Origin of the sequence: Microbacterium sp. MYb45 (assembly GCF_002979655.1) — a bacterium.
Classification (GTDB): Bacteria; Actinomycetota; Actinomycetes; order Actinomycetales; family Microbacteriaceae; genus Microbacterium.
The window spans coordinates 80688-105644 of record NZ_PCPG01000010.1 but is presented as its reverse complement, the minus strand read 5'-3'; the positions used below and the strand labels follow the sequence as shown (position 1 = coordinate 105644).

General features: G+C 70.2%; 29 protein-coding genes. 3 read left to right on the top strand and 26 right to left on the bottom strand.

The window, feature by feature from the left end:
* Positions 1-129: 129 nt before the first annotated feature.
* Positions 130-1725, top strand: a complete 1596-nt coding sequence (locus tag CQ034_RS14890) for a cell wall metabolism sensor histidine kinase WalK (RefSeq protein ID WP_105711649.1) — start codon at positions 130-132, stop codon at positions 1723-1725.
* Entirely contained in the window at positions 1722-2861 is a 1140-nt protein-coding gene (locus CQ034_RS14885) for a hypothetical protein (protein ID WP_105711648.1), read from the top strand. Before CQ034_RS14890 ends, CQ034_RS14885 begins: the two co-directional genes overlap by 4 nt.
* Positions 2862-2910: 49 nt before the next feature.
* Here the strand turns inward: CQ034_RS14885 and csrA are convergent, their stop codons facing one another.
* Genes csrA through CQ034_RS14825 form a run of 12 tightly spaced genes read right to left on the bottom strand, consistent with a single transcriptional unit; the run spans position 2911 to position 12157 of the window.
* Positions 2911-3162 (bottom strand): carbon storage regulator CsrA, encoded by a 252-nt coding sequence (csrA, locus tag CQ034_RS14880; protein WP_105711647.1) that lies wholly within the window; start codon positions 3160-3162, stop codon positions 2911-2913.
* 4 nt (positions 3163-3166) lie between these two features.
* Positions 3167-5227: a flagellar biosynthesis protein FlhA gene (locus tag CQ034_RS14875; protein ID WP_105711646.1), complete on the bottom strand. Its 2061-nt coding sequence runs from the start codon at positions 5225-5227 to the stop codon at positions 3167-3169.
* Positions 5224-6315, bottom strand: coding sequence for a flagellar biosynthesis protein FlhB (locus tag CQ034_RS14870; protein ID WP_105711645.1), 1092 nt, complete (start codon positions 6313-6315; stop codon positions 5224-5226). The genes CQ034_RS14875 and CQ034_RS14870 overlap by 4 nt, the downstream gene beginning before the upstream one ends.
* Positions 6312-7073, bottom strand: a complete 762-nt coding sequence (locus CQ034_RS14865; RefSeq protein ID WP_105711644.1) for a flagellar biosynthetic protein FliR — start codon at positions 7071-7073, stop codon at positions 6312-6314. The genes CQ034_RS14870 and CQ034_RS14865 overlap by 4 nt, the downstream gene beginning before the upstream one ends.
* Before the next feature lie 4 nt (positions 7074-7077).
* On the bottom strand, positions 7078-7350 hold the full coding sequence (gene fliQ / locus CQ034_RS14860) for a flagellar biosynthesis protein FliQ (protein WP_029261100.1): 273 nt from the start codon (positions 7348-7350) through the stop codon (positions 7078-7080).
* Positions 7347-8162: a flagellar type III secretion system pore protein FliP gene (gene fliP, locus CQ034_RS14855; protein ID WP_105711643.1), complete on the bottom strand. Its 816-nt coding sequence runs from the start codon at positions 8160-8162 to the stop codon at positions 7347-7349. Before fliP ends, fliQ begins: the two co-directional genes overlap by 4 nt.
* Entirely contained in the window at positions 8159-8617 is a 459-nt protein-coding gene (locus CQ034_RS14850; protein ID WP_105711642.1) for a flagellar biosynthetic protein FliO, read from the bottom strand. The genes fliP and CQ034_RS14850 overlap by 4 nt, the downstream gene beginning before the upstream one ends.
* 32 nt (positions 8618-8649) lie before the next feature.
* Positions 8650-9309 (bottom strand): flagellar motor switch protein FliN, encoded by a 660-nt coding sequence (gene fliN, locus CQ034_RS14845; protein ID WP_105711641.1) that lies wholly within the window; start codon positions 9307-9309, stop codon positions 8650-8652.
* Positions 9306-10232 carry a flagellar motor switch protein FliM gene (locus tag CQ034_RS14840; RefSeq protein ID WP_258134228.1) on the bottom strand — a complete coding sequence of 309 codons (927 nt, stop codon included), beginning with the start codon at positions 10230-10232 and terminating at the stop codon, positions 9306-9308. Before CQ034_RS14840 ends, fliN begins: the two co-directional genes overlap by 4 nt.
* A 52-nt stretch (positions 10233-10284) precedes the next feature.
* A complete protein-coding gene (locus CQ034_RS14835; RefSeq protein WP_105711639.1) occupies positions 10285-11094 on the bottom strand; it encodes a flagellar motor protein MotB in 810 nt (269 codons plus the stop codon).
* Positions 11091-11906, bottom strand: a complete 816-nt coding sequence (locus CQ034_RS14830; protein ID WP_105711638.1) for a motility protein A — start codon at positions 11904-11906, stop codon at positions 11091-11093. Before CQ034_RS14830 ends, CQ034_RS14835 begins: the two co-directional genes overlap by 4 nt.
* Entirely contained in the window at positions 11906-12157 is a 252-nt protein-coding gene (locus tag CQ034_RS14825) for a flagellar FlbD family protein (RefSeq protein WP_105711637.1), read from the bottom strand. Before CQ034_RS14825 ends, CQ034_RS14830 begins: the two co-directional genes overlap by 1 nt.
* A gap of 356 nt (positions 12158-12513) precedes the next feature.
* On the opposite strand from CQ034_RS14825, the gene CQ034_RS14820 reads away from it, so the two are divergent.
* Entirely contained in the window at positions 12514-13593 is a 1080-nt protein-coding gene (locus tag CQ034_RS14820) for a Fic family protein (protein WP_258134225.1), read from the top strand.
* A 68-nt stretch (positions 13594-13661) separates the two neighbouring features.
* On the opposite strand, the gene CQ034_RS14815 is transcribed toward CQ034_RS14820, so the two are convergent.
* The 14 genes from CQ034_RS14815 to fliD form a co-directional block, all read right to left on the bottom strand.
* Positions 13662-14822, bottom strand: coding sequence for a flagellar hook protein FlgE (locus tag CQ034_RS14815; RefSeq protein WP_029261090.1), 1161 nt, complete (start codon positions 14820-14822; stop codon positions 13662-13664).
* Between the two features lie 28 nt (positions 14823-14850).
* Positions 14851-15288: a flagellar hook assembly protein FlgD gene (locus tag CQ034_RS14810; protein WP_105711635.1), complete on the bottom strand. Its 438-nt coding sequence runs from the start codon at positions 15286-15288 to the stop codon at positions 14851-14853.
* A gap of 15 nt (positions 15289-15303) precedes the next feature.
* On the bottom strand, positions 15304-16758 hold the full coding sequence (locus CQ034_RS14805; protein ID WP_105711634.1) for a flagellar hook-length control protein FliK: 1455 nt from the start codon (positions 16756-16758) through the stop codon (positions 15304-15306).
* Positions 16755-17177, bottom strand: coding sequence for a hypothetical protein (locus CQ034_RS14800; protein WP_105711633.1), 423 nt, complete (start codon positions 17175-17177; stop codon positions 16755-16757). Before CQ034_RS14800 ends, CQ034_RS14805 begins: the two co-directional genes overlap by 4 nt.
* Positions 17174-18469: a FliI/YscN family ATPase gene (locus CQ034_RS14795; RefSeq protein WP_105711632.1), complete on the bottom strand. Its 1296-nt coding sequence runs from the start codon at positions 18467-18469 to the stop codon at positions 17174-17176. The genes CQ034_RS14800 and CQ034_RS14795 overlap by 4 nt, the downstream gene beginning before the upstream one ends.
* Positions 18466-19071: a FliH/SctL family protein gene (locus CQ034_RS14790; protein WP_105711631.1), complete on the bottom strand. Its 606-nt coding sequence runs from the start codon at positions 19069-19071 to the stop codon at positions 18466-18468. The genes CQ034_RS14795 and CQ034_RS14790 overlap by 4 nt, the downstream gene beginning before the upstream one ends.
* Positions 19061-20065, bottom strand: coding sequence for a flagellar motor switch protein FliG (fliG, locus tag CQ034_RS14785; protein WP_029262220.1), 1005 nt, complete (start codon positions 20063-20065; stop codon positions 19061-19063). Before fliG ends, CQ034_RS14790 begins: the two co-directional genes overlap by 11 nt.
* The gene (gene fliF, locus CQ034_RS14780; RefSeq protein WP_105711630.1) at positions 20062-21690 is read right to left on the bottom strand and encodes a flagellar basal-body MS-ring/collar protein FliF; all 1629 of its coding nucleotides are present in this window, start codon (positions 21688-21690) and stop codon (positions 20062-20064) included. Before fliF ends, fliG begins: the two co-directional genes overlap by 4 nt.
* Entirely contained in the window at positions 21690-21992 is a 303-nt protein-coding gene (fliE, locus tag CQ034_RS14775) for a flagellar hook-basal body complex protein FliE (protein WP_029262222.1), read from the bottom strand. Before fliE ends, fliF begins: the two co-directional genes overlap by 1 nt.
* Positions 21992-22384 (bottom strand): flagellar basal body rod protein FlgC, encoded by a 393-nt coding sequence (locus CQ034_RS14770; protein WP_105711629.1) that lies wholly within the window; start codon positions 22382-22384, stop codon positions 21992-21994. Before CQ034_RS14770 ends, fliE begins: the two co-directional genes overlap by 1 nt.
* Positions 22381-22722, bottom strand: coding sequence for a flagellar basal body protein (locus CQ034_RS14765; protein ID WP_029262224.1), 342 nt, complete (start codon positions 22720-22722; stop codon positions 22381-22383). Before CQ034_RS14765 ends, CQ034_RS14770 begins: the two co-directional genes overlap by 4 nt.
* 109 nt (positions 22723-22831) lie before the next feature.
* Complete coding sequence (locus CQ034_RS14760) at positions 22832-23140, bottom strand: hypothetical protein (protein WP_258134224.1); 309 nt, start codon at positions 23138-23140, stop codon at positions 22832-22834.
* Positions 23137-23523, bottom strand: coding sequence for a flagellar export chaperone FliS (gene fliS, locus CQ034_RS14755; RefSeq protein WP_029262226.1), 387 nt, complete (start codon positions 23521-23523; stop codon positions 23137-23139). The genes CQ034_RS14760 and fliS overlap by 4 nt, the downstream gene beginning before the upstream one ends.
* A gap of 2 nt (positions 23524-23525) precedes the next feature.
* Positions 23526-24908, bottom strand: coding sequence for a flagellar filament capping protein FliD (gene fliD, locus CQ034_RS14750; protein ID WP_105711628.1), 1383 nt, complete (start codon positions 24906-24908; stop codon positions 23526-23528).
* Positions 24909-24957 lie beyond the last annotated feature (49 nt).

Below are 24957 nucleotides of genomic sequence, written 5' to 3'. Positions count from 1 at the left end.
TGTTCCCCAGTCGCAGTGTCGGCCCCCACTCAGAATGCTAGGGCTGCGGGGACGCCTGAAGAGCTGGCACCCGCGATCTTTGAGTAATCTTGCGGTAAAGCTGAGGTTCTTGGGGGAGGGCGAGCGTCGATGATCCGTACTGTGTCGATCTGGCGCTGGCAATTGGTCTTCACCGGCAGCATGGTGGCGATCGTCGTGATGGTCGCAGCCTTCAAGCCGCAGACTCTCGGCATACCCTTCTTCCTCGCGGGGATCACGCTGATCGTCGTCACGACCATCGCGACGCTGCTCGTCCCGTGGCACCGCCTCCCACCGAACGCGGTGACCGTCGTGCCGTTCCTCGACGCGCTCGCGGTGGGCTTGACCACCAACGCTCCCGACCTGCGGCTCGGGTTCCTGTGGGTCTTCCCGGTCGTGTGGCTGGCGTCGTACTTCACGATGCCGTGGGTGGTGGGAGGCATCGCCTTCATCGGCCTCTGTCTGGTGGTGTTCTCCGATCGCACCGGCACGCCGGCCGACGTTCTGCTGCGCGTGCTCACCGCCATCATCACGCTCGGCTTCCTCGGGGTGACGGTCCGCATCGGGGCGCAGCGGGCGCGTGCCTCCCGGCGGCTCCTCCAGCGTCGCTCCGAGCAGATCAACCGCGCAGCGGAGCGTGCCGAGACCAACCAGCAGCGGGTGACGCAGATCATCGATGCGCTCGGGGTGGCCCTCGTCGTGGTCACGGCGGAGGGACGCATCCTGCAGATGAACGATGCCTACCGGGTGCTGTACGGGCGGGATCGCTTCGGAGCCGCATTGCCCACGGCGGCCGTGGAGTACGACGGAAGGCGCGGCGCGACCGTGCCCCCTGAGCGCACGACCCTCGCCAGGGCGGCCGCCGGCGAGCAGCTGCAGAACGAGCGCGTCTGGCTCTTCGACGGCACCGGCAAGTGGCGTGCGCTGGAGGTGACGACGCAGACGGTGGCCAGCGCGAAGGCGCGCGACCAGATCACGCTCGTCGTCATCGACGACGTCACGATGCTCCTCGAAGCAGCAGAGGAGCGCCGCGCACTCACCGCGATCGTCTCCCACGAGCTGCGCAATCCCCTCACCGCGATCGTCGGCCACGTCGACCTGCTGCGCGAGCGCGAGGATCTGCCGGGCCGGGTCCCCGCGCAGCTCGAGGTCATCGCCAATGCCGGAGAGCGGATGCAGGAGCTCGTGACGACAATGCTGGACCAGACCGTGCCGCCGACCGAGGACCCGTTCGAGCCTGTGGACCTTCGTCAGATCTTCGATGCCGCCGCCGCATCCGCTGCGCCGCTGATCGCGGTGAATCGCCAGGTGCTGGAAATCGTCGGCGTGGATGCCCTCATCATCCACGGGGATGCCTTCCGGCTGCGTCAGGTGCTCGACAATCTGCTCAGCAACGCCGTCAAGTACACGCCCTCCGGTGGGCGCATCACGGCCCGGCTGCGGGCGATGGGTGCGCAGGCCGAGCTCGTCCTCTCCGACACGGGCATGGGCATCGCGCCGGATGAGCTGCCCCGGCTGTTCGAACCGTACTTCCGTTCCGACGCCGCCATCCGCGGCGGCATCGCCGGCACCGGTCTCGGCATGGGCATCGCCCGCGAGATCGTGGTCGCCCACGAGGGCACCATCGAGGTCACGAGCGAGGTGGGGCAGGGCACCACCGTCACACTCCGTTTTCCCCGCCGTCGTAAGAAAGAGGTGCAGGCATGACGCCTCTCGTGCCCGTGAATGTCGACATCACCACGAGCATGGTCGCGGTCGTCACTGTCCTGACGGTGCTGGTGCTCGGCCTCGCCACACTCGCCCGCCCTTCGCGGGCGACGGTGATCTGGGGAGCCGCGTTCGGGCTCGGCATGCTCGGCGCATACCTCTGGCTCGCGGGGCACCAGAACGACTTCCAGCCGCTTCGCAGTGCGGCATCGGCGCTGCTGCTCTGCTTCGAACCGCTGATCTGGATCGGTCTGCGGGTGCACCTCGGACGACGCGCTCCCTGGTGGATCGTGGTGGTGTTCGTGGCCGTCGCTCCCGTGTTGCTCGTCGCGACATCGGACTCGCCCTGGTATCTGTCCGCTTTCAACCTCGTCTTCGTCGGCAGCGGCGTCTTCGCCGGTCTCGTCGCCTACGAGCTGCTGCGCAGGCAGCCGGTCTCGCGGGACATCATTCTCCCGCTCGCCCTGGCGTCCTGCGGCTTCGTGATCGTGTCGGTCGCCAGCGCGGTCAGTGCGCTCACGATCGGCACGGCGAGCTCCTCGGAGCAGCTGGACGCCCTGCGCGGCATGAACGCCGTCGGCACCATCGTGGTGTCGACCTGCGCGGCCTTCACGCTCGTGCTGCTGGTGCGGGCGGGGGAGTCCCGACCCACCGAGACGGATGGGGTCGCGCAGCGCGCCCGTCGGCGGCTCCGGAAGGCGGAGGCGCAGAACGACCACGGCTGGTCGATTCTCGAGGTGCGTCTGGACGACCCCGCCGACCTCCGCGAGGCGATGTCGGGCTCGGAGTTCGCACGCATCGTCGATCGCTTCCACGACGACATCCAGGAGGCGCTCCCGCCGCTGGCCGATGCCGAGCGGATCGCCGACGACCGTGCCGTCGTGGTGATCCGTGCGAGCGATGAAGCGGTCAGGTTCCATGTCAGGGCGGTGCTGAGCCGGATCTCCGACATCGACCACGACCGGGCCGTCGGTGGCGTCCGCGCCTCCGCCAGTATCGGGTGGGCCACGGCCGACACCTGCGGCTACGACTACGACGTGCTGGTGGCCGCTGCAGGACGGGCGGCGGCGCGGGCACGAGAGGCCGGTGGCGATCAGTGGAAGCGAGCGGCCGAGGCCGACTCGACGGTCGCCTGAGAGGTTGAGGTCGTCGACGGCGGACGACGATCCTCCGTCCGTATGCGAGTCAGGACGGGCGCGACTCGCGGCCACGGGCGAGGGCGGCGACGATCGCATCCTCGGCATCGGCGCCGGTCTCGGCAGCGGCAGACACGTTCTCCGCGACCACGGCCTCGATGATCTCGGTCCGCTGGATGCGCGTCTCTCGCGGCGCCTTCACGCCGATCCGCACGCTGTCGCCCTTGATCTCGAGCAGCGTGATCTCGATGTCGCCGTCGATGCGCACGCTCTCACCGATCCGCCTCGTCAAAACCAGCATTCGTTCAGCCTACTGCCGCGGAGACGGCGCCGATCGACGGGGCCGGGGCGTCACGGACGACACCGACCGTCTCGATGGTGAGCGCGGCGGACGTCGCCTCCGTGTAGGAGAGCACGGGGAGGCCGTCGGTCTGCGCCGACACGAGTCGTCGCACGGCGGGACGCAGTGACGGAGCGCACACCAGCACCGGCTCTCCGCCCTCGCGCACCGAGGAGACGGCCTGCTTCACCGACTCCACGACGGACTCCATGCGCTGCGGGTCGAAGACGATCTGAGTACCCTCGTCGCCGGGACGCAGGTTCTCGAGCATGGCCTGCTCGAGGAGCGGGTTGATCATCACCACGCGCAGGATGCCCGCGTCGGCGAAGCGCGCGGCGATCGCGGGGCCGAGTGCGGCGCGTGCTGCCTCGATCAGACCCTCGGGGTCGGTCGATGTCCTGGCCCGCAGCGCGAGCGCCTCGTAGATCCGGCTCAGGTCGTTGATCGGCACGCGCTCGGCGAGGAGACCCTGGAGCACGCGCTGGATCTCGGCCAGCGACAGCAGGGCGGGCGTGAGCTCCTCGACGGCGGCCGGGGAGGCCTGCTTGAGGGCGTCGGTGAGCTGACGGACGTCCTCGCGGCTCAGCAGACGCGCGGCGTGGGCGTGGATCACGCTGGAGAGGTGCGTGATGATGACGCTGGCCCGGTCGATCACGGTGGCCCCGGCGAACTCGGCGCTGTGCCGCATCTCCAGGGGGATCCACTTGCCCTCCAGCCCGAACACCGGGTCGAGCGTGGCCGTCCCCGGAAGGGACTCCAGGCCCTGTCCGAGGGCCAGCACCGAGCCGATCGGTGCCGTGCCGCGCCCGGTTTCGACCCCGGCGATGCGGATCACATAGGTCGCCTGTGCGAGTTCGATGCTGTCGCGGGTGCGCACGGGCGGGGTGATCAGGCCCAGGTCGAGGGCGATCCGGCGGCGGAGTGCTTTCACGCGCGCCAGGAGGTCGTCCGGGCCGCCCGTGACCAGATCGACGATGTCGGGGGAGAGGAGGATCTCGAGCGGGTGCACCCGCATCTTCTCGATCAGCTCCTCCGGCTGGTCGGTCGGGGCGGCCGTCGGGGTCTGGGCGGCGACCGCCTCCTCGCGCTTTTGGTTCGCCTTGATGCGCTGCGCGACGAGCAGCAGGAGGGCTCCGATCGCGACGAACGGCAGCATCGGCATGTGCGGGATGAGCGACATGATGATCGCGGCGCATCCCGCGATGATGAGCGCGTTGCGGGACTGCCCGAGCTGCGCCGATGCCGCCGTCCCCATCTCGGCCTCGGCCGTGGAGCGGGTGACGATCATGCCGGTCGAGACGGCCATCAGCAGGGCCGGGATCTGCGTGACGAGCCCGTCACCGATCGTGAGCAGGCTGTACGTGCTCACGGCCTCGTCGATCGCCATGCCGTGCTGCACGATGCCGATCGCGATGCCGCCGATGAGGTTGATGATGATGATGACGAGGCCGGCGATCGCATCGCCCTTCACGAACTTCGACGCACCGTCCATGGCGCCGTAGAAGTCGGCCTCCGCGGCGACCTCCGCACGGCGTTCGCGGGCCTCGGCATCCGTGATGAGTCCGGCGTTGAGGTCGGCGTCGATCGCCATCTGCTTGCCGGGCATGGCGTCGAGCGTGAACCGGGCGCCGACCTCGGCCACGCGCTCGGCACCCTTGGTGACGACCACGAACTGGATGACGACGAGGATGAGGAACACCACGGCGCCGATGATGAGCGAGCCGCCGACGGCGATCGCCCCGAACGCCTCGATCACCTGACCTGCGTACGCCTCCCCGAGCACCAGCCGGGTCGACGCGACGTTCAGCCCGAGCCGGAACAGCGTCGCCACCAGCAGCAGCGAGGGGAACACCGAGAAGTCCAGCGGCTTCTTCACGAACATCGACGTGAGCAGGATCACGAGTGCGAACATGATGTTCAGGATGATGAGGATGTCGAGCAGGAACGGCGGCACCGGGACGACGAGCAGCATGATGATGCCGACGACCCCGATGGGCACCATGAGCTTGACGAACAGCTGTCTCATGCGGTCCTCCGGTAGGGAAGGGTGTGGATGCCGCGGGCGGCGCCGCGCCGACGCAGCGCGTCGACGAACACCAGCACGCGCGCGACGGCGTTGTACAGGTCTTCGGGGATCTCCTGGCCGAGCTCGCACGCGGCGTGCAGGGCGCGGGCGAGCGTGATCTCGCGCACGAGCGGCACACCGGCGCGCACGGCCTCGTCACGGATGCGCTCCGCGATCACACCGCTGCCCTTCGCGACGACCTTGGGGGCCGCGCGACCGGGCTCGTACCGGAGGGCGATCGCGATGTGCGTCGGGTTGACGACCACGACATCCGATCCGGCGACCGCGGCGATCATGCGGTTGCGGCTGGCGGCGAGCTGCCGGGACCGCCGCTGCTGACGGATCAGCGGATCGCCCTCGGAGTTCTTGCTCTCGTCGCGGATCTCGCGCTTGGTCATGCGGGTGTGCTTGCGGTTGCGGCGCATCACGACGAACATGTCGATCGCGGCGAGGACCAGACCGACGGCGATCGCGGTCTGCAGCAGGGCGGCCGTGCCCTCGGATGCCGTGCCGAGCAGGCGCGAGATCGAATGGGCGCCGCTGGCGGTGAGCACCGGCATCAGACCGGCGATGACCACCCAGAGCGCGATGCCGATCGCCGCGGTCTTCAGCAGGGCTTTGGCGCCCTCCCACAGCGCCTGCAGGCCGAACACGCGACGGATGCCGCTGACGATGTTGAACTGCTCGAAGCGCCCGGTGAGCGGTTTCAGATGCACGCCGCCCTGGACCACGGCGCCGATCAGCGTGACGATGGCGACGGCGGCGAGCATCACCGCGATGGTCGGGAGCACCGAGCCGAGGCCGCGCTCCAGTGCACCGAGCGCCGCCTCCGGAGTGGGGCTGAACACCAGGGAGGTGACGGTGAGGAGCTGCTCGGTCCCGGCGCCTGCGCCGAGGGCGATCGCCGCGGGCATGGCGATCGCCGCGGCGCCGATGCCGAGCCACGCCGTGAGGTCCTGGCTGCGCGAGAGACGCCCCTTCTTGCGGGCCTCATTGAGGTGCTTGTCGGTGGCCTTCTCGCTGCGTTCGCCGGTGTCGGTGCCGCTCACTCGTGCACCCCCTGCATCATCTTCAGCGCCTGCCCGGAGAGGGCGTCGACGATGCCGGGGAGCACCGCGTACACGGCACCGGCCAGCAGCAGGGTGAGCAGGATCTTCACCGGGAAGCCCATCGCGAAGGCGTTGAGCGCCGGCGCGACCCGGGTGATCAGTCCGAGCCCGACGTCGGCGAGGAACAGCACCAGCACCAGGGGACCTGCGATCTGCACGGCGGCGAGGACCATCTGCGACACCCCGTCGATGAGGAGTTCGGCGGGCCCGGCCACCTCGAAGATGCCGTCGACGGGCACCGCCTCGAAGCTCCGGGCGAGACCGGCGAGGATCAGCTGATACCCGCCCGAGGCGAACAGCAGCGTGAGCGCGGTGATGTGGAAGAGCCGGGTGAATTGGGCGCCGTTCACGAGCGAGTGCGGGTCGAACGCCTGCGCGAGCTGGAACCCGCCGAAGACGTCGATCAGGCTGCCGGCCGCCTGCAGCGCCGAGAAGCACAGCAGCACGAGGAAGCCGAGCAGGGCTCCCGTGAGCAGCTGCAGCACGAGGGCTCCGAGGAACGGGCCGGTGTCGAGGTTCTCGTAGCCGGGAGCGACGGCCGTGCCCACGGCGAGGGAGAGGCCGATGGCGAGCATCGCCTTCACCCGCACCGGGATGGCGCCGTAGGAGAACGGCGGGGCGATCATGATGAAGGCGGTGATGCGCACGGCGGCGAGCATGGTCGCCTCGAGCCACGCGAAGTCGATGGGGATGAACACGCGGTCACCCGCTCAGCAGGGTGGGGATGCGGGCGAACATCTCGTTCGTGAAGGCGATCATCTCGGCGATCATCCAGTTGCCGGCGATGAGCAGCGCGATGCCGACGGCGACGATCTTCGGCACGAACGACAGCGTCACCTCCTGCACCTGCGTGATGGACTGCAGCAGCGAGATCGCGAAGCCGACCACGAGGGCCGTGACGAGCACCGGGGCGGCCAGCTTCGCGGCGATGATCAGGCCCTGGGTGCCGATGTCGATGACCGCTTCCGGGCTCATCCGACACCCCCGTAACTCTCCAGCAGGGCGCGGATGATGAGGCCCCAGCCGTCGACGAGGATGAACAGCAGGATCTTGAAGGGCAGCGAGATCATGACCGGCGGCAGCATCATCATGCCCATCGACATCAGCGCCGCGGCGACGACGAGGTCGATCACGAGGAACGGCACGAAGATGACGAAGCCGATGATGAAGGCGGCGCGCAGCTCGGAGATCATGAACGCCGGGATGAGTGTGTACATCGGCACGCTCGAGGGATCCTCGGGGTTCGGCTGCCCCGCCATCCGCGTCATCAGGGCCAGATCCTCTTCGCGAGTGAAGCGCAGCATCCACTCCTGCAGCGGCAGCTGGCCCACGTCGATCGCCTGCGTGAAGGTGAGCGTGCCGTCGATGTACGGCTGCACGGCGACCGTGTTGATCTCGGTCAGCACGGGCCACATGATGAACAGCGAGAGGAAGAGTGAGAGCCCGGCCAGCACCTGGTTCGGGGGGATCGTGGGCAGCGACAGGGCATTCCTGGTCATCGCCAGCACGACGAAGATCTTCGTGAACGACGACATCATCAGCAGAAGTGCCGGGGCGACCGAGAGCAGCGTGATGCCCAGCAGGGTCAGGATCGAACCCGAGGGGCCGCCGTCGACGCCGTTGATGTCGATCGTGACTCCCTCGCCCGGGTCGTCGGGGGTGACCTCGGCGTGGGCGGCGGTGCCGGTGAGCAATGTGAGCACCGCGACCAGGGCGAAGGCAGCGAGGAGGATCAGCGCGACCCGTCGCAGCGCGCGGCCGTCGACGACCCCACGGGACGCGCTCATCGCGTGCGCCGGATGGCCTCGGCGGTCTGCCGCCAGGTTTCGGGGGAGAGGATGGAGCCGCGCAAGGGATCGTTCCGATGACGCACCCGGCGCTGCGGAGCCGGCCGGGTCGGCGATGCCGCGGGCGTCTCGGTCAGGGCGGTGGCGGCGAGGATGCGGTCGAACTCCGCGGCATCGGATGCGGCGTCCGCGGTGGCCGCCGACCAGTGGGTGTCTGCATCGGGTTGCGCCGCGGCCTTGACCGGCAGCTTGTCGACGACGCTCACGCCGTGCTCGGTGACACCGAGGACGTACCGGGCGTCCTCGGTCTGGACCACGACGACCTGTGCCTTCGGACCCACGCCCTGCCGCCCGAGCACCGTGATGACCTCGCCGTCGCGCCGACGCGCCTGCGTGCGTGCGACGCGGCGCTGCAGGAACCACAGCACCCCGAGCACGGCGGCGAGCGAGAGCACGACCCGCAGGCCGAGCAGGAGGTCGTCCAGGGTCAGGCCTCGACGTTCTCGAGGATGCGGGTGATCCGCACCGCGTAGTCCTGGTCGACCACGACCACCTCGCCGTGCGCGATGATGCGGCCGTTGAGCTTGATGTCGGCCGGGGCGCCGGCGGAACGGTCGAGCTCGACGATGCGGCCGGGTTCGAGGTCGAGCACATCGCGCACCGACATGCGGGTGCGGCCGATCTCGACCGTGAGCTCCATCTCGACGCCGGCGATGCGGTGCAGACGCCGGGTCGAGCTCGATGCCGCCGCCGGAGCGCGGGTGACGACGACGGCGAGGCGGCCGATCGTGCGATCCGCGTCGTCCTGCAGGTCGAAGAGCTGCGCGGTCGGGTTCGAGAAGAGCGGAGAGGCATCGCCGATCACGGCATCGCCGAGCGCGCCGGCTCCGAGCGCGGTCGTCGAGGCTTCCAGCGCGTCGCGCAGCCGATCGGCGAGGGGCGCTCCGGAGAGCCCGTCGACCAGGGTATCGGCGTCGAAGAGCTGCACGGCGAGCTGCGCGCTGGCCTCGCCGACGAAGTGCACGATCACGGCATCGCCGGTGTCTCCGGAGACCTGCGAGGCGCGGGCGGTGACGGGAGCGGCGGTCGGCAACGACGCGGCGAAGGCGGCGGCGACGGCCGACTCGTAGGTGGTGGTGCTGGTCACGCGGGCTCCTCGGCGAAGACGGGATCGGGGACGGTGGTGGCGACGACGCACGCGAGACGGGCGCCGGCGCTGCCCACGGCGGCGGTGGCGACCGTCTGATCGCCCACGGCGAGCAGCATCGGGCGGTCGGCGGAATGCGGGAAGGAGACGATGTCGCCGACGGCGAGGTCGAGCACCTCGCGGGGGAGCACGGCGCGCGGGGCCAGCCGCAAAGAGAGCTCGATGGGGGAGACCTCGACCTGGCGTCGGACCAGGCCGGGCGCTGCGGCGCGGTCGGCATCCGAGGTGCGCACCGTGAAGCCGGCGAGGACCGACGCCGGCAGCATGATGCTCACCGGCACCGCACGACCCGCGAGGCGCATCGAGAAGCGGGCGACGATGACCGGTTCTCCCGATGCCGCGACCTGGGCGAACTGCGAGCTGTACTGGATGCCGCTCACGGTGACACCGGCGGGGAGCAGTCCGTCCAGGGAGCCGGTCAGGTGCTCGAGCGCGTCGACGATGAGAGAGCGGATCAGTGCCTGCTCGATCGGGGTGAACGTGCGGTCCTCCGACGTCGCGGACGCTCGTCCACCGACCATCTGCACGATCCAGGTCGTGGCGGCGGAGGTCGGCAGCTGCACGATGAGCCGCTCGTCGGAGTCGGGCAGCGCGCACACGATCAGGGTCGTCGTGGTCGGCAGCGAGGCGGCGTACTCGCCGTACGTCAGCATCCCGACATGCTCGACGGCGATGGTGGCGCGCACGTGGATCTTCGCCGAGAGCTGCGCCGACCACTGCCGGGAGAACGTCTCGAAGGCCAGCTCCAGGGCGCGGGTGTGCTCGCGCGACAGGGTCGCCGAACGGCCGAAGTCGTACACCTCGACTTCGGCGGTCTTCGACGCCGTCGCTGTGCGCACGTCGGAGCGCACGCTGTCCTCCATCACCACGAACCCGACTATCGGGTGGTGATCGACGTGCGTTAGAAGGGAACGGTCAGGAGGCCGGCTGCGCGGCCTGCGCTTCCGGGATGAGTGCTCGCACCTCCTCCGTCGCATCGGAGAGGACGACGATGTCGACGCGCCGGTTCTGGGCCAGCGCCGCGGGCGAAGAACCCGCCGCGACGGGCCGCGTGTCGCCGAACCCGACCGACTTCAGGTGCGCCGGCGGGAGCCCGGACGATTCGACGAGGTGCCGCAGCACCTGGGTGGATCGACCGGCCGAGAGCTCCCAGTTCGTGGGGAACGGGGCGACCGATCCGCGGACGTCGGCGTGGCCTTCGACCGAGATCTCGTTCGGGGCGGTCACGAGGACGGAGCCGAGCGCATCGAGCACCAGCACGGCCTTCGAGCTGAGGGTGGTGCTGTTCGTGGTGAAGAACGTCTCGGCACTGACGAGTCCGATCGTGAGGCCGCGCTCGTCGATGGTGAAGGTGACGTCGGCCTCGAGGCCGTTGTCGGCGAGCACCGTGCGCAGCCGCTCGCGGAGCGCGGAGAGCTCGTCGAACTCGGTCTGCGCCGCGGCCAGCTCGATGTCGGCGAAGTCCTCGCCCTTCTCGTCGACCAGCTCCGGCGGCACCACGACGCCCGTGACGGCATCCACGTCTTCCGAGGGCTCCTGGCCGAAGCCGGTCGCGAGTGACGCGCTGAGAGCCTCGAACTTCTCCTGGTCGACGGTCGACATCGCGAACAGCACGATGAACATGCACATCAGCACGGTCACCATGTCCATGTAGGACGCCATCCACCGCTCGTCCGGACCGCTGTGCTCCTCCTGCGGTACTCGGCGTCGGGCGCGCACGCTCACGACGCGGGCTCCGTCTCCGTCTCCTCCGCGGCGCGAGTGCGGGTGCGACGGCCCGAGCGGGCGGAGGGGCGCTCGGACACGAGGGCGCGCAGGCGCTCTCCGACGAACTGCGGCGGGGCGCCGGCCTGGATCGCGAGCATGCCCTCCATGAGCACGGTCATGCGTTCGAGCTCGAGCTCGCCGAGACGCTGGAGGCGTCCGCCGATGGGCAGCCAGATGAAGTTGGCCGACAGCAGACCCCACAGCGTCGCCACGAATGCTGTCGCGATCATGGGACCGAGGGTGTCCGGCTTGTCGAGCTTCTCCAGCACATGCGTGAGGGAGACGACCGTGCCGATGATGCCGACGGTCGGGGCGAAGCCGCCGAGGGTCATGTAGAAGCGTGAGGCGGTGCGGTTACGGGCAGCGGTCGAGGTGAGCTCATCCTCCAGCAGGGTTCGCAGGTCTTCGGCGTCCGTGCCGTCGGCGATGCTCTGCAGTGCCTGGCGCAGGAACGGGTCCTTCTCGTCCTCCAGCCCCTGCTCGAGGGCGAGGAGCCCTTCGGCGCGCGCCTTCTCGGCGTAGCCGACCACCGTGTCGATCATGCTCGACGCGGTGCGGCGCTCGCCGCGGAAGGCGCGGGGGAGCGACTTGACCGCATGCAGCGCATCGCGCACGGTGCCGCTCGCGATGCCGACGGCGATCGTGGCTCCGAAGACCAGCACCATCGGGGCGGGGATCAGCAGCGATCCGATGGTCGCGCCTTCGAGGTTGATCATGGCGATCAGGGCGCCGAACGCGAGGACCAGCCCGAGGAGGAGGGACGGATCCATCAGCGGTCCGTCTCGGGGTCGGTGGGAGCTGCGGGGGCGTCGTCGGCTGCCGTGATCATCGCGGCGGCCGCGGCGAGCACGCCGGCCCGGAACCGGGTGATCTGCGCGATCACGTCGTCCATCGTCTCGGTGACGACGAACGTCGCACCGTCGACCATGATGAGCGTCGTGTCGGGCGTTGCCTGGACACGTTCGATCAGGTCGGGATTCACCGCGAACCGGGAACGGTTCAGGCGCGTGAGGACGATCATGGGCTCCATCCTGGAAAGATCCGTCCGCGTTCCGGGGAGCGCGGACCCGACGGCCCGTCCTGGGCTGTCGGAGGTGACTGTCGGCCGGTGAGCGTCCGGCGTTAGTGACGGGGCCGGTGGGCGCGGGGAACCGGCGCACTGGTGCTGTAAACACGAGTAGTCGCTCCGTTACTCGTGGTTAAGGATGGTAAACCTTAGTTTCGGGTGCGATAATCGGCTTTATGAACCCCCAGGCAGATGCGCAGGGAACCGGGTGGCCAGAACATGCCACGGAGACGCTTCCTTGGCGCCAGCAGGTTCGCGGCGGTACGCGAGCAGATCGGATGCTGGCGTCGGTGGAGGCGTCCATTCCCCCGATGATCGCGGATCTCGACTTTCTCGCACCCGCGGCGACTATCGTCGCCGCGGAGCGCGCGCTGCTCGCCGTCGCACAGGCGGATACCGACGCCGAGGGGCATTCGGCGGCGTTGAGCCGGTTCATGATTCGCACGGAATCCGTCGCATCGTCGAAGATCGAGCGGATCACGGCCACAGCGACGGACTACGCCAGGGCGCTGGCGGGCAACCGTTCGAACTCCTCGGCGACGAGCATGGTGGCGGCGAGCACCGCGCTGCACGCGCTCGTCACCGGCGTCGGCGATCGAGGCCGGTTCGCGGTCGATGATCTGCTGGCGGCTCACCATGAACTGATGAAGGACGACCCCGTGGAGGCGAGTTATGCGGGCCGTCTGCGTGACATGCAGAACTGGATCGGGGGGAGTGACCACTCGCCGCGCGGTGCGCTGCATGTGCCGCCAGCGTCGCAACGAGTCGCTCCGCTGATGGACGACCTGATCACCTTCCTCAACCGGGATGACGTCCCGGTGATGGTGCAGGCCGCGATCGGGCACGCGCAGTTCGAGTCCATACACGCGTTCACGGATGGCAACGGCCGCCTCGGTCGAGCTCTCGTATCGGCGGTGCTCCGTCGCCGAGGCGCGACGGTGAACGCGGTCGTCCCGCTGGCGAGCGGTCTGCTCGCCAAGAGGGACGATTATTTCGCCGCGCTGGGCGACTATCGGCGGGGCGACCCTACGCCACTCATCGACCTGTTCGCCCGATCGGCACGTGCGGCGGCTGTGTGCTCGCGTGCGTCGATCGCCCGCATCAAAGCCCTGCCGGAGGAATGGGCGAACGAGCTGCGCCCGCGTGCCGGGTCAGCAGCGGCCGCGCTTATCTCTGCGTTCTACGACCACCCCGTCATGGCGGCTGCCGAGATCGAGCAGCGCTCGGGAGCGTCCGAGCAGCAGGCCTACAAGGCCATCATCCGGCTCGAAGAAGCGGGATTCGTCCAGGAGATCACCGGGCGCAAGCGGAACAGGGTCTGGGTCGCCGCTGAACTGCTCGCAGAACTCGACGACCTCGACCGCCGTATCCAGGCGGAGATGAGCATCTGAACGCAGACCGGGAGGGCTCCCCGCGATCACGCGGAGAACCCTCCCGGGAAGCAGCGAGCGGCCGCGGCTCAGCGCTTGAGGTTCGTGAGCTCCTGCAGCACTTCGTCGCTCGTGGTGATGATGCGGGCGTTCGCCTGGAAGCCGCGCTGCGCGACGATCAGGTTGGTGAACTCCTGCGAGAGGTCGACGTTCGACATCTCGAGGGCGCCGCTGATGATGCCGCCCAGGCCGTCGGTCCCGGCCTCGCCGAGCGTCGGCTGGCCAGAGTTGCCGCTGGGGCGGAACTGCGAGGATCCGGTCTTCTCGAGGCCGCCCGGGTTCACGAAGCCGGCCAGTGCGATGCGTGCGAGCACCTCGGTGTCGCCGTTGCTGAACGTGCCCACGAGGCTGCCGTCGTTGGTCAGGGCGTAGGAGCTCAGGGTGCCGGCCGGCTTGCCGTTCTGCTCCTTGATGGCGATGTCGCTGACGTCGGCGAAGCCGGTGACCGCCGAGAGATCGACCGTGATGCCGCCGGACACGATCGATGAAGCGCCGGCCTGCTTGCCGTCGGTGAAGGCCAGCGGGGTGCGCGCGCCGGCAGCGTCGGTGACGTCCCAGCCGGCGGTCGTGCGGGTGAAGGTGAGACGCATCGAGGTCTCCGTGCCCTGCGCGTCGTAGGTCTTGATGTCGCGCACGAGCGTGTCGCCGACGGCCGCGCCCGAAGGCAGGTTGCCGGTCACCCGGGCGGTGGTCGTCGCGGCGGCCGGGCTCAGAGCGCCCACGGGGAGCGTGATGTCGCCGATGCCCTGACCCGGGACGATGGCTCCGCCGCGCGCGGTCCAACCCTGCACGAGCGCGCCGTCGGCCGAGACCAGCTTGCCGCTCGCATCGAACGAGAAGCCGCCGTTGCGGGTGTACAGCGTCTCGCCGCCGGAGCGCACCACGAAGAAGCCGTCGCCGGCGATCATGAGGTCGGTGGGGACGCCGGTGGGCTGCGGTGCCCCCGACGCGAAGTTGGTGCTGATGCCGGCGACCTGCACACCGAGACCGACCTGGGCGGGGTTCTGACCGCCGAGGTTCGTCTGCGGCATCATCGAGTTGCGCAGCAGCTGCGACAGCGAATCCTGGAACTGCACGGCCGAGGCCTTGAAGCCGGTCGTGTTGACGTTGGCGATGTTGTTGCCCGTGACGTCGAGCATGGTCTGGTGCGAGCGCAGGCCCGAGATTCCGGCGAAGAGGGAGCGGAGCATGGTGGTGCCTTTCTGGGTGCGGGGCTGATCAGGATTTGGGGACGAGGGAGACGCCGGAGACGGCGTCGAGGGGGATGGATGCTTCGCCGATGGTCACGAGCGGCACGGCGCCCGCGTACGAGACCGAGGTGACGATGCCCTTCTGGGTGACACCGTCTTCATCGACGTACTGTGCTTCATGGCCGATGAGCGCGGCGGCGGTCTGCCGCATGCTGAGCGCGAAGCTCTCGGTCGAGGTGGCCGACAGCGCGGTCAGCTGCTCCATGGACGCGAGCTGCGTGGTCTGCGAGATCATCTCGTTCGTGTTCATGGGAGAGCTCGGGTCCTGGTTGGTCAGCTGCGTCACCAGCAGCTTCAGGAACACCTCCGAGTCGAGCGTCTTCTTGCGTTCGACCGGAGGCGTGGTGCTTCCGGTCTGCACGCCGGCGGGCGGGATGGTGCCGGTGATGGGGTCGACCGTGGTCATGGGGTTCCTCTCGGATCAGGCGAAGACATCGATGCCGCCGAGCGGCGAGTCGAGGGGGCCGGATGGTGCGCCGTCCGGTGCGGTGGGGACGACGACCGGGTTCGGCCGCGCGCCGGTATTCCGGTCGGCGGGGGCGTCGCCGCGGGCCTGGCCGCCGCCCGCGCTCGCCGCATTGCCGTTCGTCGCGTTGCCGTTCGCGGAGGCGCCGCCGTTCGGCGAGCTCTGTGGATTCGACGAGCCCGGGCCGTCGTCCGAGGTCGACAGCATCAGGGAGGCGTGTGGAGCCGCTGCGGCGAGATCCCGCCGCAGGTCGGCGAGCACGGCCCGCAGCGCCTCGCGCCCGAGGTCGTTCGGGGCGTGCAGCTCGATGTGGATGGCCCCGCCGGAGATGTGCGCGCGCACGGTCACCGGGCCGAGGTTCTCCGGTGACACGGTCAGCGTGAGGCTGTGATCGCCGTCAGCGGCCTGGGCGAGGGAGACGACGGGGGCTGTGATCTGGGGAAGCAGTACCGGCCGGGCGATCGCTGCTGCCGCGGCAGGCGTGGCCGGGGCGACCGGGGGCGGAGAGGCGGGAGCCGGTGCGGTGACGGCGGCCGTCGGGCCGGCGGCATCCGCGGTCGCGGGTACCGATGCGGCGGGGGCGGCGACGACGGGAGTCGAGCCTGCAGAGGACGGCGCGGCGTCGGGTGCCGTGTCAGCGGCGGTGGCTGCCCCGGCCAGGAGTGCCGGGTCGGCGTTCGTCCCCGGTGCCGTCTCCGACGAGGCAGCCGCGGCGACGGCACCGTGCGGACCAGCGGCGACGGGGACGAGGCGGAGAGCGGCGTCGGCCGGAGCATCCGCCGTCGTGCTGTTCGCACCGGATGCGCCGGCGATACCGTCGCTGCCGACAGGAGCCGATGCCGCACCGACGGCGGCGGGCCCGGTCGAGGCACGCGGCGACGATGCGCCGGTCGCGGCGGGTGGCACGGATGAGGCGGCTAGGGGGGTCGCCGATGCGGTGGTGCGTGCCGGATCGACCGATGCGGCGACAGCGCCGGACGCCGCGATCGGGGTGGGGTCGGCGGCTTCCGCAGGGGCATCCTCCGCTCCGGTGTCTTCCGCGGCATCCACCGGTGGCGGGGTCCCGTCGAGGTCGGGGTCCGCTCCCGTGGTGCTTCCGTCGACGGGAGCCGCCGTCCCCGACCCGCTCGGGATCGTGAGGGGTGGGAGAGGCGATGCGGTCACCGGAACAACCGGATCAGCGGATTCGGCGGTCGCATCCGTCGTCTCGGTTCCCGTCGACGCACCCGACGACACTCCCTCAGCGAGGACGCCTTCGGTGGGCGCGTCGTCGGCGAGCTGAGCCCGCGCCGCAACCTGGATCACGTCGGCGAAGGCCGCGGCACCCGGGGTCGCGCCGCGCGAAGGCGCCGCGCCGCTCGGCCGCGACCCGCGAGGGTCGAGCATGTCGATGATGCCGAGCGCGGTCACGACTGCCCCTCCGTGTCGGTGCGCGATCCGATCTCGTCGAGCTCCGCCTGTTCGGCGTGCAGCTCGGCCGTCCGCACCCGCACGGCGTGGGCCTGGGCCAGACGGTCGAGTCCGCGCATCGCTCGTCGTGCCTCCGAGTGCTCTGTGCGGGCCTGGTCGACGGTCTGCTCCTGCAGTTCCGCGAGCACCGTCAGGTCGGAGAGCAGCGTCCGGCCGGCCACACGGGCGGCCGCGAGTGCCGCGAGCGAGCGGACGTCCACGGCTTCGCTCCCGGCACCCGCCAGATGCGCGCGGAGGGAGCGATCGCGGGCCTCGGTGTGCCTGGCGTCGAGCACCGCGCGGGAGAGTCGTTGGGCCGCTGCGCGCTCCTGGATCTCGCGCACACGCAGCAGGCCCGCCAGGGAGAACGACCGTGTCATGAGACTCCTCCGAAACCGGAGACGAGCTCGTCGAGTCGACGCCACGATTCGTCGATCGCGCTCGTCTCGTCGAGCGACTGGGTGAGGAAAGCGGAGATCGCCCGTTCGTGGGCGATCGCGGCGTCGATGCGGGCGTCGGCACCCGGCTGGTACGCGCCGATGTCGATCAGGTCGTTGGCCCGGCGACGCGCGGCGAGCACCGCACGTAGCGTCGCCGCGTGTGCCCGCTGCCCGGGGGCGGTGATCTTCCCCACCACGCGGGAGACGGAGCCGAGCACGTCGATCGCCGGATGGTGTCCGGAGAGCGCGAGCGCGCGGTCGAGCACGACGTGGCCGTCGAGGATCGAGCGCACGGTGTCGGCGATCGGCTCGTTGTGGTCGTCACCGTCCACGAGCACCGTGTAGATGCCGGTGATCGAGCCACCCCGGTCGGTGCCGGCGCGCTCGAGCAGACCGGCGAGGAGCGAGAACGTCGACGGCGGGTACCCACGGGTTGCGGGGGGTTCTCCGGCCGACAGGCCGATCTCGCGCTGCGCCATCGCGACGCGGGTCAGCGAGTCCATCATGAGGATGGCGTGCGCGCCGTCGTCGCGGAAGGCCTCGGCGATCCGGGTGGCGGTGTACGCGGCCCGGATGCGCGCCATGGCCGGCTGGTCGGAGGTCGAGACGACGACCACCGAACGAGCGAGTCCCTCCGGCCCCAGGTCGTCTTCGATGAACTCGCGCACCTCACGGCCGCGCTCGCCGACGAGGGCGATCACCGTCACCTCGGCCTCGGTGCCGCGCGCGATCATCGACAGCAGCGACGACTTGCCCACTCCCGAGCCGGCGAAGAGCCCGACGCGCTGCCCGCGACCCACGCTGACGAGCGTGTCGAGCGCGCGCACCCCGAGCGGAAGAGGGGAGTCGATCCGGTCGCGCCCCATGATCGAGGGCGGAGCGTGGTCGAGGCTCACCGGGATCGCACCCGTCAACGGGCCCTTGCCGTCGATCGGCCGACCGAGTCCGTCCAGGACGCGGCCGAGCAGAGCGGTCCCGGTCGGCACGCGCAGGGCGCCACCGCGGCCCCGCACGGGCGCCCCGACGGTGAGCCCGGCGACGGCCCCGAGGGGCATGCATCGTAGCCCGCCCTCGCCGATCGCGACGACCTCGGCATCGACCCCGTCGAGGGTCACGACGTCGCCGACAGCCCCTTCGAGACCGCGCACCTGCACGCTCAGGCCGCGCACCTGGGAGACGACGCCGATGCGTTCCGGTCGAACCGCCTCGCGGACGGCGGTCCAGGCCGTCACGACCCGGCCTCCGCGAGGGCGCGACGGGCACGTTCGAGGGCGCTGCCGATCCGGGCGTCGATGTGGCCGTGCGCCAGGATCGCAACGGCATCGCCGCGCTCGAGCGTGTCATCGGCGACGAGCGCGAAGGTGGTCAGGTCCGACTCCGCGGTCTGGATCGTGCGCAGGTCGTCGGGGTGCAGGCGCACCTCGCGGATGTCGGCGGGGTCGGCGACCGCGAGTGCGCGCCGCGCGGCGGCCGCGGCAGACGAGCCGGCGTACGAGAGCTCCGCGACGAGGATGAGCTCGGCGAGTTCGATCGCGCCGCGCAGCACCTCATCGCGCGCAGCAGCGGTGAGCTCGCGCTCCCGCTCGCCCAGTGAGAGGGCGGCGGCCTGCAGCGCAGACACCGCGGTCGCCACCTCGCGCGCGGCTGCCGCGTCGCGGGCCGCCTGCTCCGCCGCGGCGACGAGCTGCGCCGACTCGGCCTCGGCGAGTCCGGCGCGGAAGCCCTCCGCGTGTCCTTCGGCGTAGCCGCGCATCCGGGCGCGCGCATGCTCCGCGCCGTCCGCGCGTCCGTCGAGACGAGGGAACAGCACCGGAGAGAACGCGTCAGTAGACATACTCGTCCTCGTCGGTGCGCTGCACCGTGATGTCGCCCGCCGCCTCCAGGGCGCGGATGGTGCGGACGATCTCGGCTCTGGCCTCCTCGACCTGTGAGACGCGCACCGGACCGAGGGTCCGTGCCTCCTCATCGAGGTTCTCCCGGTTGCGCTCGGAGACGTTGCGGCGGATGAGATCGGCGATCGCCTGGTTGGCGCCCTTCAGCGCCAGAGCCAGCGAGCGGATGTCCATGCCGCGCAGCACCCGCTGCGTGTCGCGGTCGTCGAGCTTGACGATGTCGGCGAAGGTGAACATGCGCGACCGGATGTCTTCCGCGAGGGCACTGTCGCGGTCCTCGATGCTCGCGAGCAGCGCCTTCTCGACAGTCGCTCCGGAGCGGGCGATGATCTCGACGAGCGGTTCGACGCCGCCGAGGGTCTCCGGTGCGTCGCGGCTCGCGAAGCTCCCGGTGCGGGTCTTCAACGCGTCGGCCACGATCGCGATCGCCTCCTGCGACGCGGTGCCCATGGTGGCGATCGCGTGGGCGACATCGGTGCGGGTCGGGTCGGGGAGCGCTGCCAGCACGGCCGCCGCCCGGTCGGTGGGCAGGTGCGCGAGCACGAGGGCGACGGTCTGCGGAAGCTCGCCGTCCAGCAGGGTCGCCAGCTGTGCCGGGTCGGCGGAGCCGAGGAATTCGAACGACGAGTTCATCGACGTCGAACCCACCCGGCCGAGCACGGCCGCGGCACGTTCCGCGCCGAACGACGCCTCCAGCAGACCGGCCGCGAGGTCACGACCACCGCGGGCGGGCGGCAGGTGTCCGGTCGCGATCCGGTGGAACTGCCCGAGCGCCTGGGCGGTGGTGGCGGCGTCCAGGTCCTGCAGCTCGATGATCTCGGCGGCGACGGCCTCGGCCTCCGACTCCGAGAGGTGCTTCATCACCTCGATCGCCTGTGCGCGGTCGAGGTTCATCAGCACGACGGCCGCCGTCTGCCGGTCGGTCAACCCGCTCATACGTGCTGCCTGTCGTCGATGAGGGTCCGCAGCAGCTCGGCCGTGCGCTTCGGGTCCTGTCGCGTGAGGGAGTCGATCTCCGCGCGGCGGCGCTCGAGGCTCACCTGCGCGGGCTCGGGGTCGGGCTCCGGCTCCGGATCGGGAGTCGTTTCGAGGAAGGCCAGCGGGGTCGTGGCGGCCTGGTCGATGGCGACGGTGGCCGCACCGGGGCCGAGGGCCGCCGACAACGGAGCCGGCCGGTCCCCGAACAACTGGTCGAACTCGGTCGCCGAGTTGGCGCGACGCCGCATCCGCACGAGGGCGGCGATGACCGCGAGCAGCAGGGGCAGTGCGATCGCTGCGGCGATGATCGCGGTGTTCAGCAGGACCGACTGACGTTCCGCGGCCTCGGCGTCCTTGGCAGCCTGGAGGGCGGCCTGCGCGGCTTCGGCATCCGTCTGGCTGAACGACACGAGTTCGACCGCGATGGAGTCGCCGCGTGCGGTGTCGATCCCCGCGGCGGTCTCGACCAGCTCGGTCAGCTGCGCGGTGCTCAGGTCGCCGCCGGCACCCGCGTCGACCGCGACCGAGACCGACTGCCGCAGCACGTTGCCGGCGGGGGTCGAGGTGCTCTGGGTGCTCTTGTTGACGGCGTTGGTCTTCGACGTCTCCGTGGATTCGGACGTGCCGTCCGCGCCGGCCGACGGCACCGCGATGTTGTCGGGTCCGAGCACGCCGGCGTTCGAGCTCGAACCGTTCTGCGTGTCCGTTCGAGACTGCTCGGTCAGCGGAGGTGCGCCCTCCGCCGGGGTGTAGGTCTCTTCGACGCGCTCGTTGACCGAGCGGTCGATCTCGGCGACCACCGTCACGGTCGCGTTGCCGGGGCCGACGACGGTGTCGAGCATCTGCTGCACGCTCGCGGTCACCCGGGCCTCGTAGTCGCCGGCCTGCTGGTCGACGCCGCCGACCGCGCCGACGCCGGCGGCCGAGAGGGTCTGGCCGCTCTGGTCCACGACGGCGACGTTCTCGGGCTTCATGCCGCTGACCGCTGCGGAGGTCAGGTGCACGATCGCCTCGACCTGCTTCGAGGTGAGCGACGCACTGCCCGACGTCTCCACGAACACCGATGCGGTGGCGTCGACGGTCTCCGAGACGAAGACGCTCTCCTCCGGGATCGCGAGCTGCACCGAGGCCGCTGTCACGCCCTCGATCGACGAGATGGTCGCGGCGAGCTCGCCCTCGATGGCGCGCTTGTAGGTCACGGACTGCTGGAACTCCGAGGTGGTCACGCCCATGTCGTCGAGCAGCGAGTATCCGCCGGAGCTCGCCCCGGGCAGCCCGGCGGAGGCGGCGGCGAGCCGCTGGTCGTAGACGTCCTTCTCCGGCACGAGCACGGTGGCACCGCCGTCGGCGAGCTCGTAGGGGACGGAAGACGATCGCAGCTGCTCGACGACGGCGTTCGCATCGGAGGCGCTCATCCCCGAGAACAGCGGGGTGTAGGTCGGGCGGGTCAGCCAGCTGGAGAGCGCGACGATCCCGAGCGCGAGCACGGCCACGCCGATGATCGCGATGGTGCGCTGCGCGAGCGTGAAGCCCGCGATCACGCGTCCGATCCGCTGGAAGACGTTGGTGACGGCCTGGGGCATCAGGCTTGCATCCGCATGATCTCGTTGAACGCGTCGACGCCCTTGTTGCGCACGGCGGCGACGAGTTCGAGGGTGACCGACGCGCGCGAGGAGGCGATCATGGCTGAGTGGATGTCGTCGAGGTCGCCCGTGACGGCGGCGACCTTGAGCGCGTCGGATTCGGACTGCAGGGAGCGCAGCTCGTCGATCGCACCGGTGACACTGTTCGCGAAGGCGGTGTCGTCCGCCGCCTTCGCCGGAGCGGTGGGCGGGGCGAGGGTGAACGCCGAGGAGATGCCCTCGACGCCGGAGAGGGGATCCATCAGCTGCGTCCGATCTGGAGGGCGGATTCGTAGGCGTTGCGGGCACGGTCGACGATCGCGGCGCTGGCCTGGTAGCCGCGCTGCGCGAGGATGAGCTGGCTCATCTGGTCGCCGAGGTCGATGTCGGGGTAGCGGACGTAGCCGTCGGCGTCGGCGAGCGGGTGGTCGGGCTGGTGCACGAGCCGCCCCTCCGCACTGCCCTGCACGGAGCCGGCGACATACACACCCGGCGACTGGTCGCTGGTCTGGGCGGTGATGTACCGCGCGCGGAAGGCGGCGCCGTCGGTCGCCGTCACGGTGTTGATGTTCGCGATGTTGTCGCTGATGGCGTCGAGCCACTTGCGGTGCACGGTCAGGCCGGTGCTCGCGATGCCGATCGCGTCGAAGGTCATGAGGTCCTCATCGCCGCGCGCATCGACGCGAACGAGCCGTTCACGGCCTGCGTGGCGAACTGGTAGCGCAGCATCGTGTCGACGCTGGACAGGGTCTCGGTGTCGAGGTTGACGTTGTTGCCGTTCAAGCGCGTCGGCTCGAGCGAGGTGCCGACCGTCGAGCCGACCCGTCCGTCACCCGCCTGCACCGAGTCCGCGAGCGCCTCTTCGAAGCGCACCCGCTTGGCGTGATAGTCGGGGGTGTTGATGTTGGCGATGTTGTCGGCGATCGCCCGCTGGCGCAGCGCGAGGCCGTCGAGCGCGCTCGTCAGCGCGTTGATGGTCACAGAATCGAACACGACCGCTCCCCGTGTGTGGTGGTGTGGCCGATCCATGGCCGAGACTTGCGAGCCATCCGTGCTCTCCCTGTTCTATCGGCAGGGTCGCGCACGACGTTAGGGAGCGGTCTCAGCCGTCGACGTCGAGGAATGCGGGCGCATCGGGACGCCGCGTTCCGGGGATCCGGTCCACGGCGCCGAGGTGCTGTCGGAGGTCGTCGAGATCGGTGCGGGCGCGCTCCATCGCGAGGCGCTGACGCTCGACCACCCGGCGGGCGCGATCGGCGAGATGCACGGGCAGGGGAGTGGAGGGCGGCGTCCACGGTTCGATGACGACCGTGTCGGCGGTTCCGGGGGTAGCCGTGAGGATCCGGTCGGCGTCGAGCTCGAGGCGATCCAGGAGCGCGGTCCACTCCGCCGTCACGTCGTCGGCGCTCACGACCGGGTCTCCGCGACGGTCCTGGCGGCTTCGTGCCAGGCATCCCGCAGCGGGGCGACGATCCCGTGGCACGCACGGGTGCGCTCGGGATCGCGGCCGATGTTGGCGCCGATCAGGGTCTGCGACAGGAAGACGTACACCGAGCGGAGGCCCGCGCTGCCGTTCCAGTCGTCGGTCAACGACGAGGTCAGCTCCGACACGATGGCCTGCGCGTGCTGCAGCTGGGCATTCGCCTCGGTCCAGTCCTCGGCTCGCTGGGCGGCCTCGCCGCGCTCGATGTCGAGCAGCAGCCGGTCGTACAGCAGCGTCACGAGACGCTCGGGCGGTGCCGACAGCACGGCATCGTCACGGTAGCGCTGCTGCGCACGCAGGGCGGCGTTCATGCTCACTTCCCCGAGCTCGAGGTCGGAAGGGCGGCGATCTGCGACGACAGGTAGGTCGACTGCGACTGCAGTTGCGACAGCATCACCTCGAGGCGGGCGTAGGTGCGCTCGAGCGTCGCCTTCCGCTGGGCGAGGCGCACGTCCCAGCGCTCCATCTGCTCGCCGAGGCTCTTGACCTCGCTCTCCTGGCCGGTGATGCGGGAGGTGAGCAGGCCGTCGTACTTGTCGGAGTACACCTTCGCGGTGTCCTGCACGCGCGAGGCGACGTCGGAGAACAGTCCGGCGACCGCATCCGGGTCCTTCGCGAGGGCTTCGGCGAACTTCTCCTCGTCGAAGCTCAGCACGCCGTACATGTCGGTCTCGATGCCGATGGAGGAGGGAGACACCCCATCGACCGGATGCTGGATGGCATCGGCGATCGCCGTCCGCAGCGAGCGGACGGTGCTGTCGCCCGTGAAGACGCCCAGGGTGGTCTTGTCGCCCTGGTTCGCGGCGACGGTGGCCTTCGACCCGTTGTCGATACGCGTCAGGATGTCTTTGACTGCGGCGATGAACTCCGCGGAGGCCTTGGTGCGGGCCTCGGTGTCGATGGTGACGCCGATCGTGATCGGGGCGGCGGATACCGCGGAGACCGTGACATCGACGCCGTCGAACAGATCGGTGAAGGTGTTGCTCGACGAGGTCAGCACCTGTTCGGCGCTGGTGCCCGCCCACAGCCGCAACTGTGCGTCGGCGCCCATCGCGATCACGGCCGCCCCCGCTTCGGTGGCGATGTCGGATGCGGTGCCGGCCTCGACCGCGGCGACGTCACCGCGATAGGCGCGGAACTGGCCGCCCTCGCCCGAGTCGGCCGCGCGCAGCTGCAGGCGGTGCAGGGGGTTGCCGTCGGCGTCGCGGCCCGCGGGCACTGCTGACGCGACGACTCCGAAGCCCGCTTCGTTGATGGCCTGGGCGACCTCCTGCATCGAGGCGCCGTCGGCCTCGATCTGCAGACGCTCGCCCTGGGCGTTCTCGAGGGTGATCACCGGCGGGTCGACGGGCCATCCATTCGACGCGGCCGAGACGATGGTGTGATTCTTCGCGACCTTGTCGACGACGATCTCCGCCGCGACCGGGGCGGCGCCGGTGCGGGTGGCGACCGTGACGGTGTTCGACGACGACGATGTCGTGAAGCGTGCCAGTCCGTCGCGCGATGCGGCCTTCTCGGCGGCCGTGGCGAGGTTCTGGATCGCGGTGTTCAGCGTCTGCAGTTGGGTGACGATGCCGTTCTTGTCATCCATCTTCGCTTTGAGCAGCGAACGCGGGATGGCGTGCACGTCCATCAGGGCCTTGATGACCTCTGTGGTCTTCAGGCCGGAGACGAGGCCGTCGAGCGAGAGAGACATGTTCGCCTTTGCAGGTCGGGAGCGGACGGGGTCCGGGCGACGGTCGCGA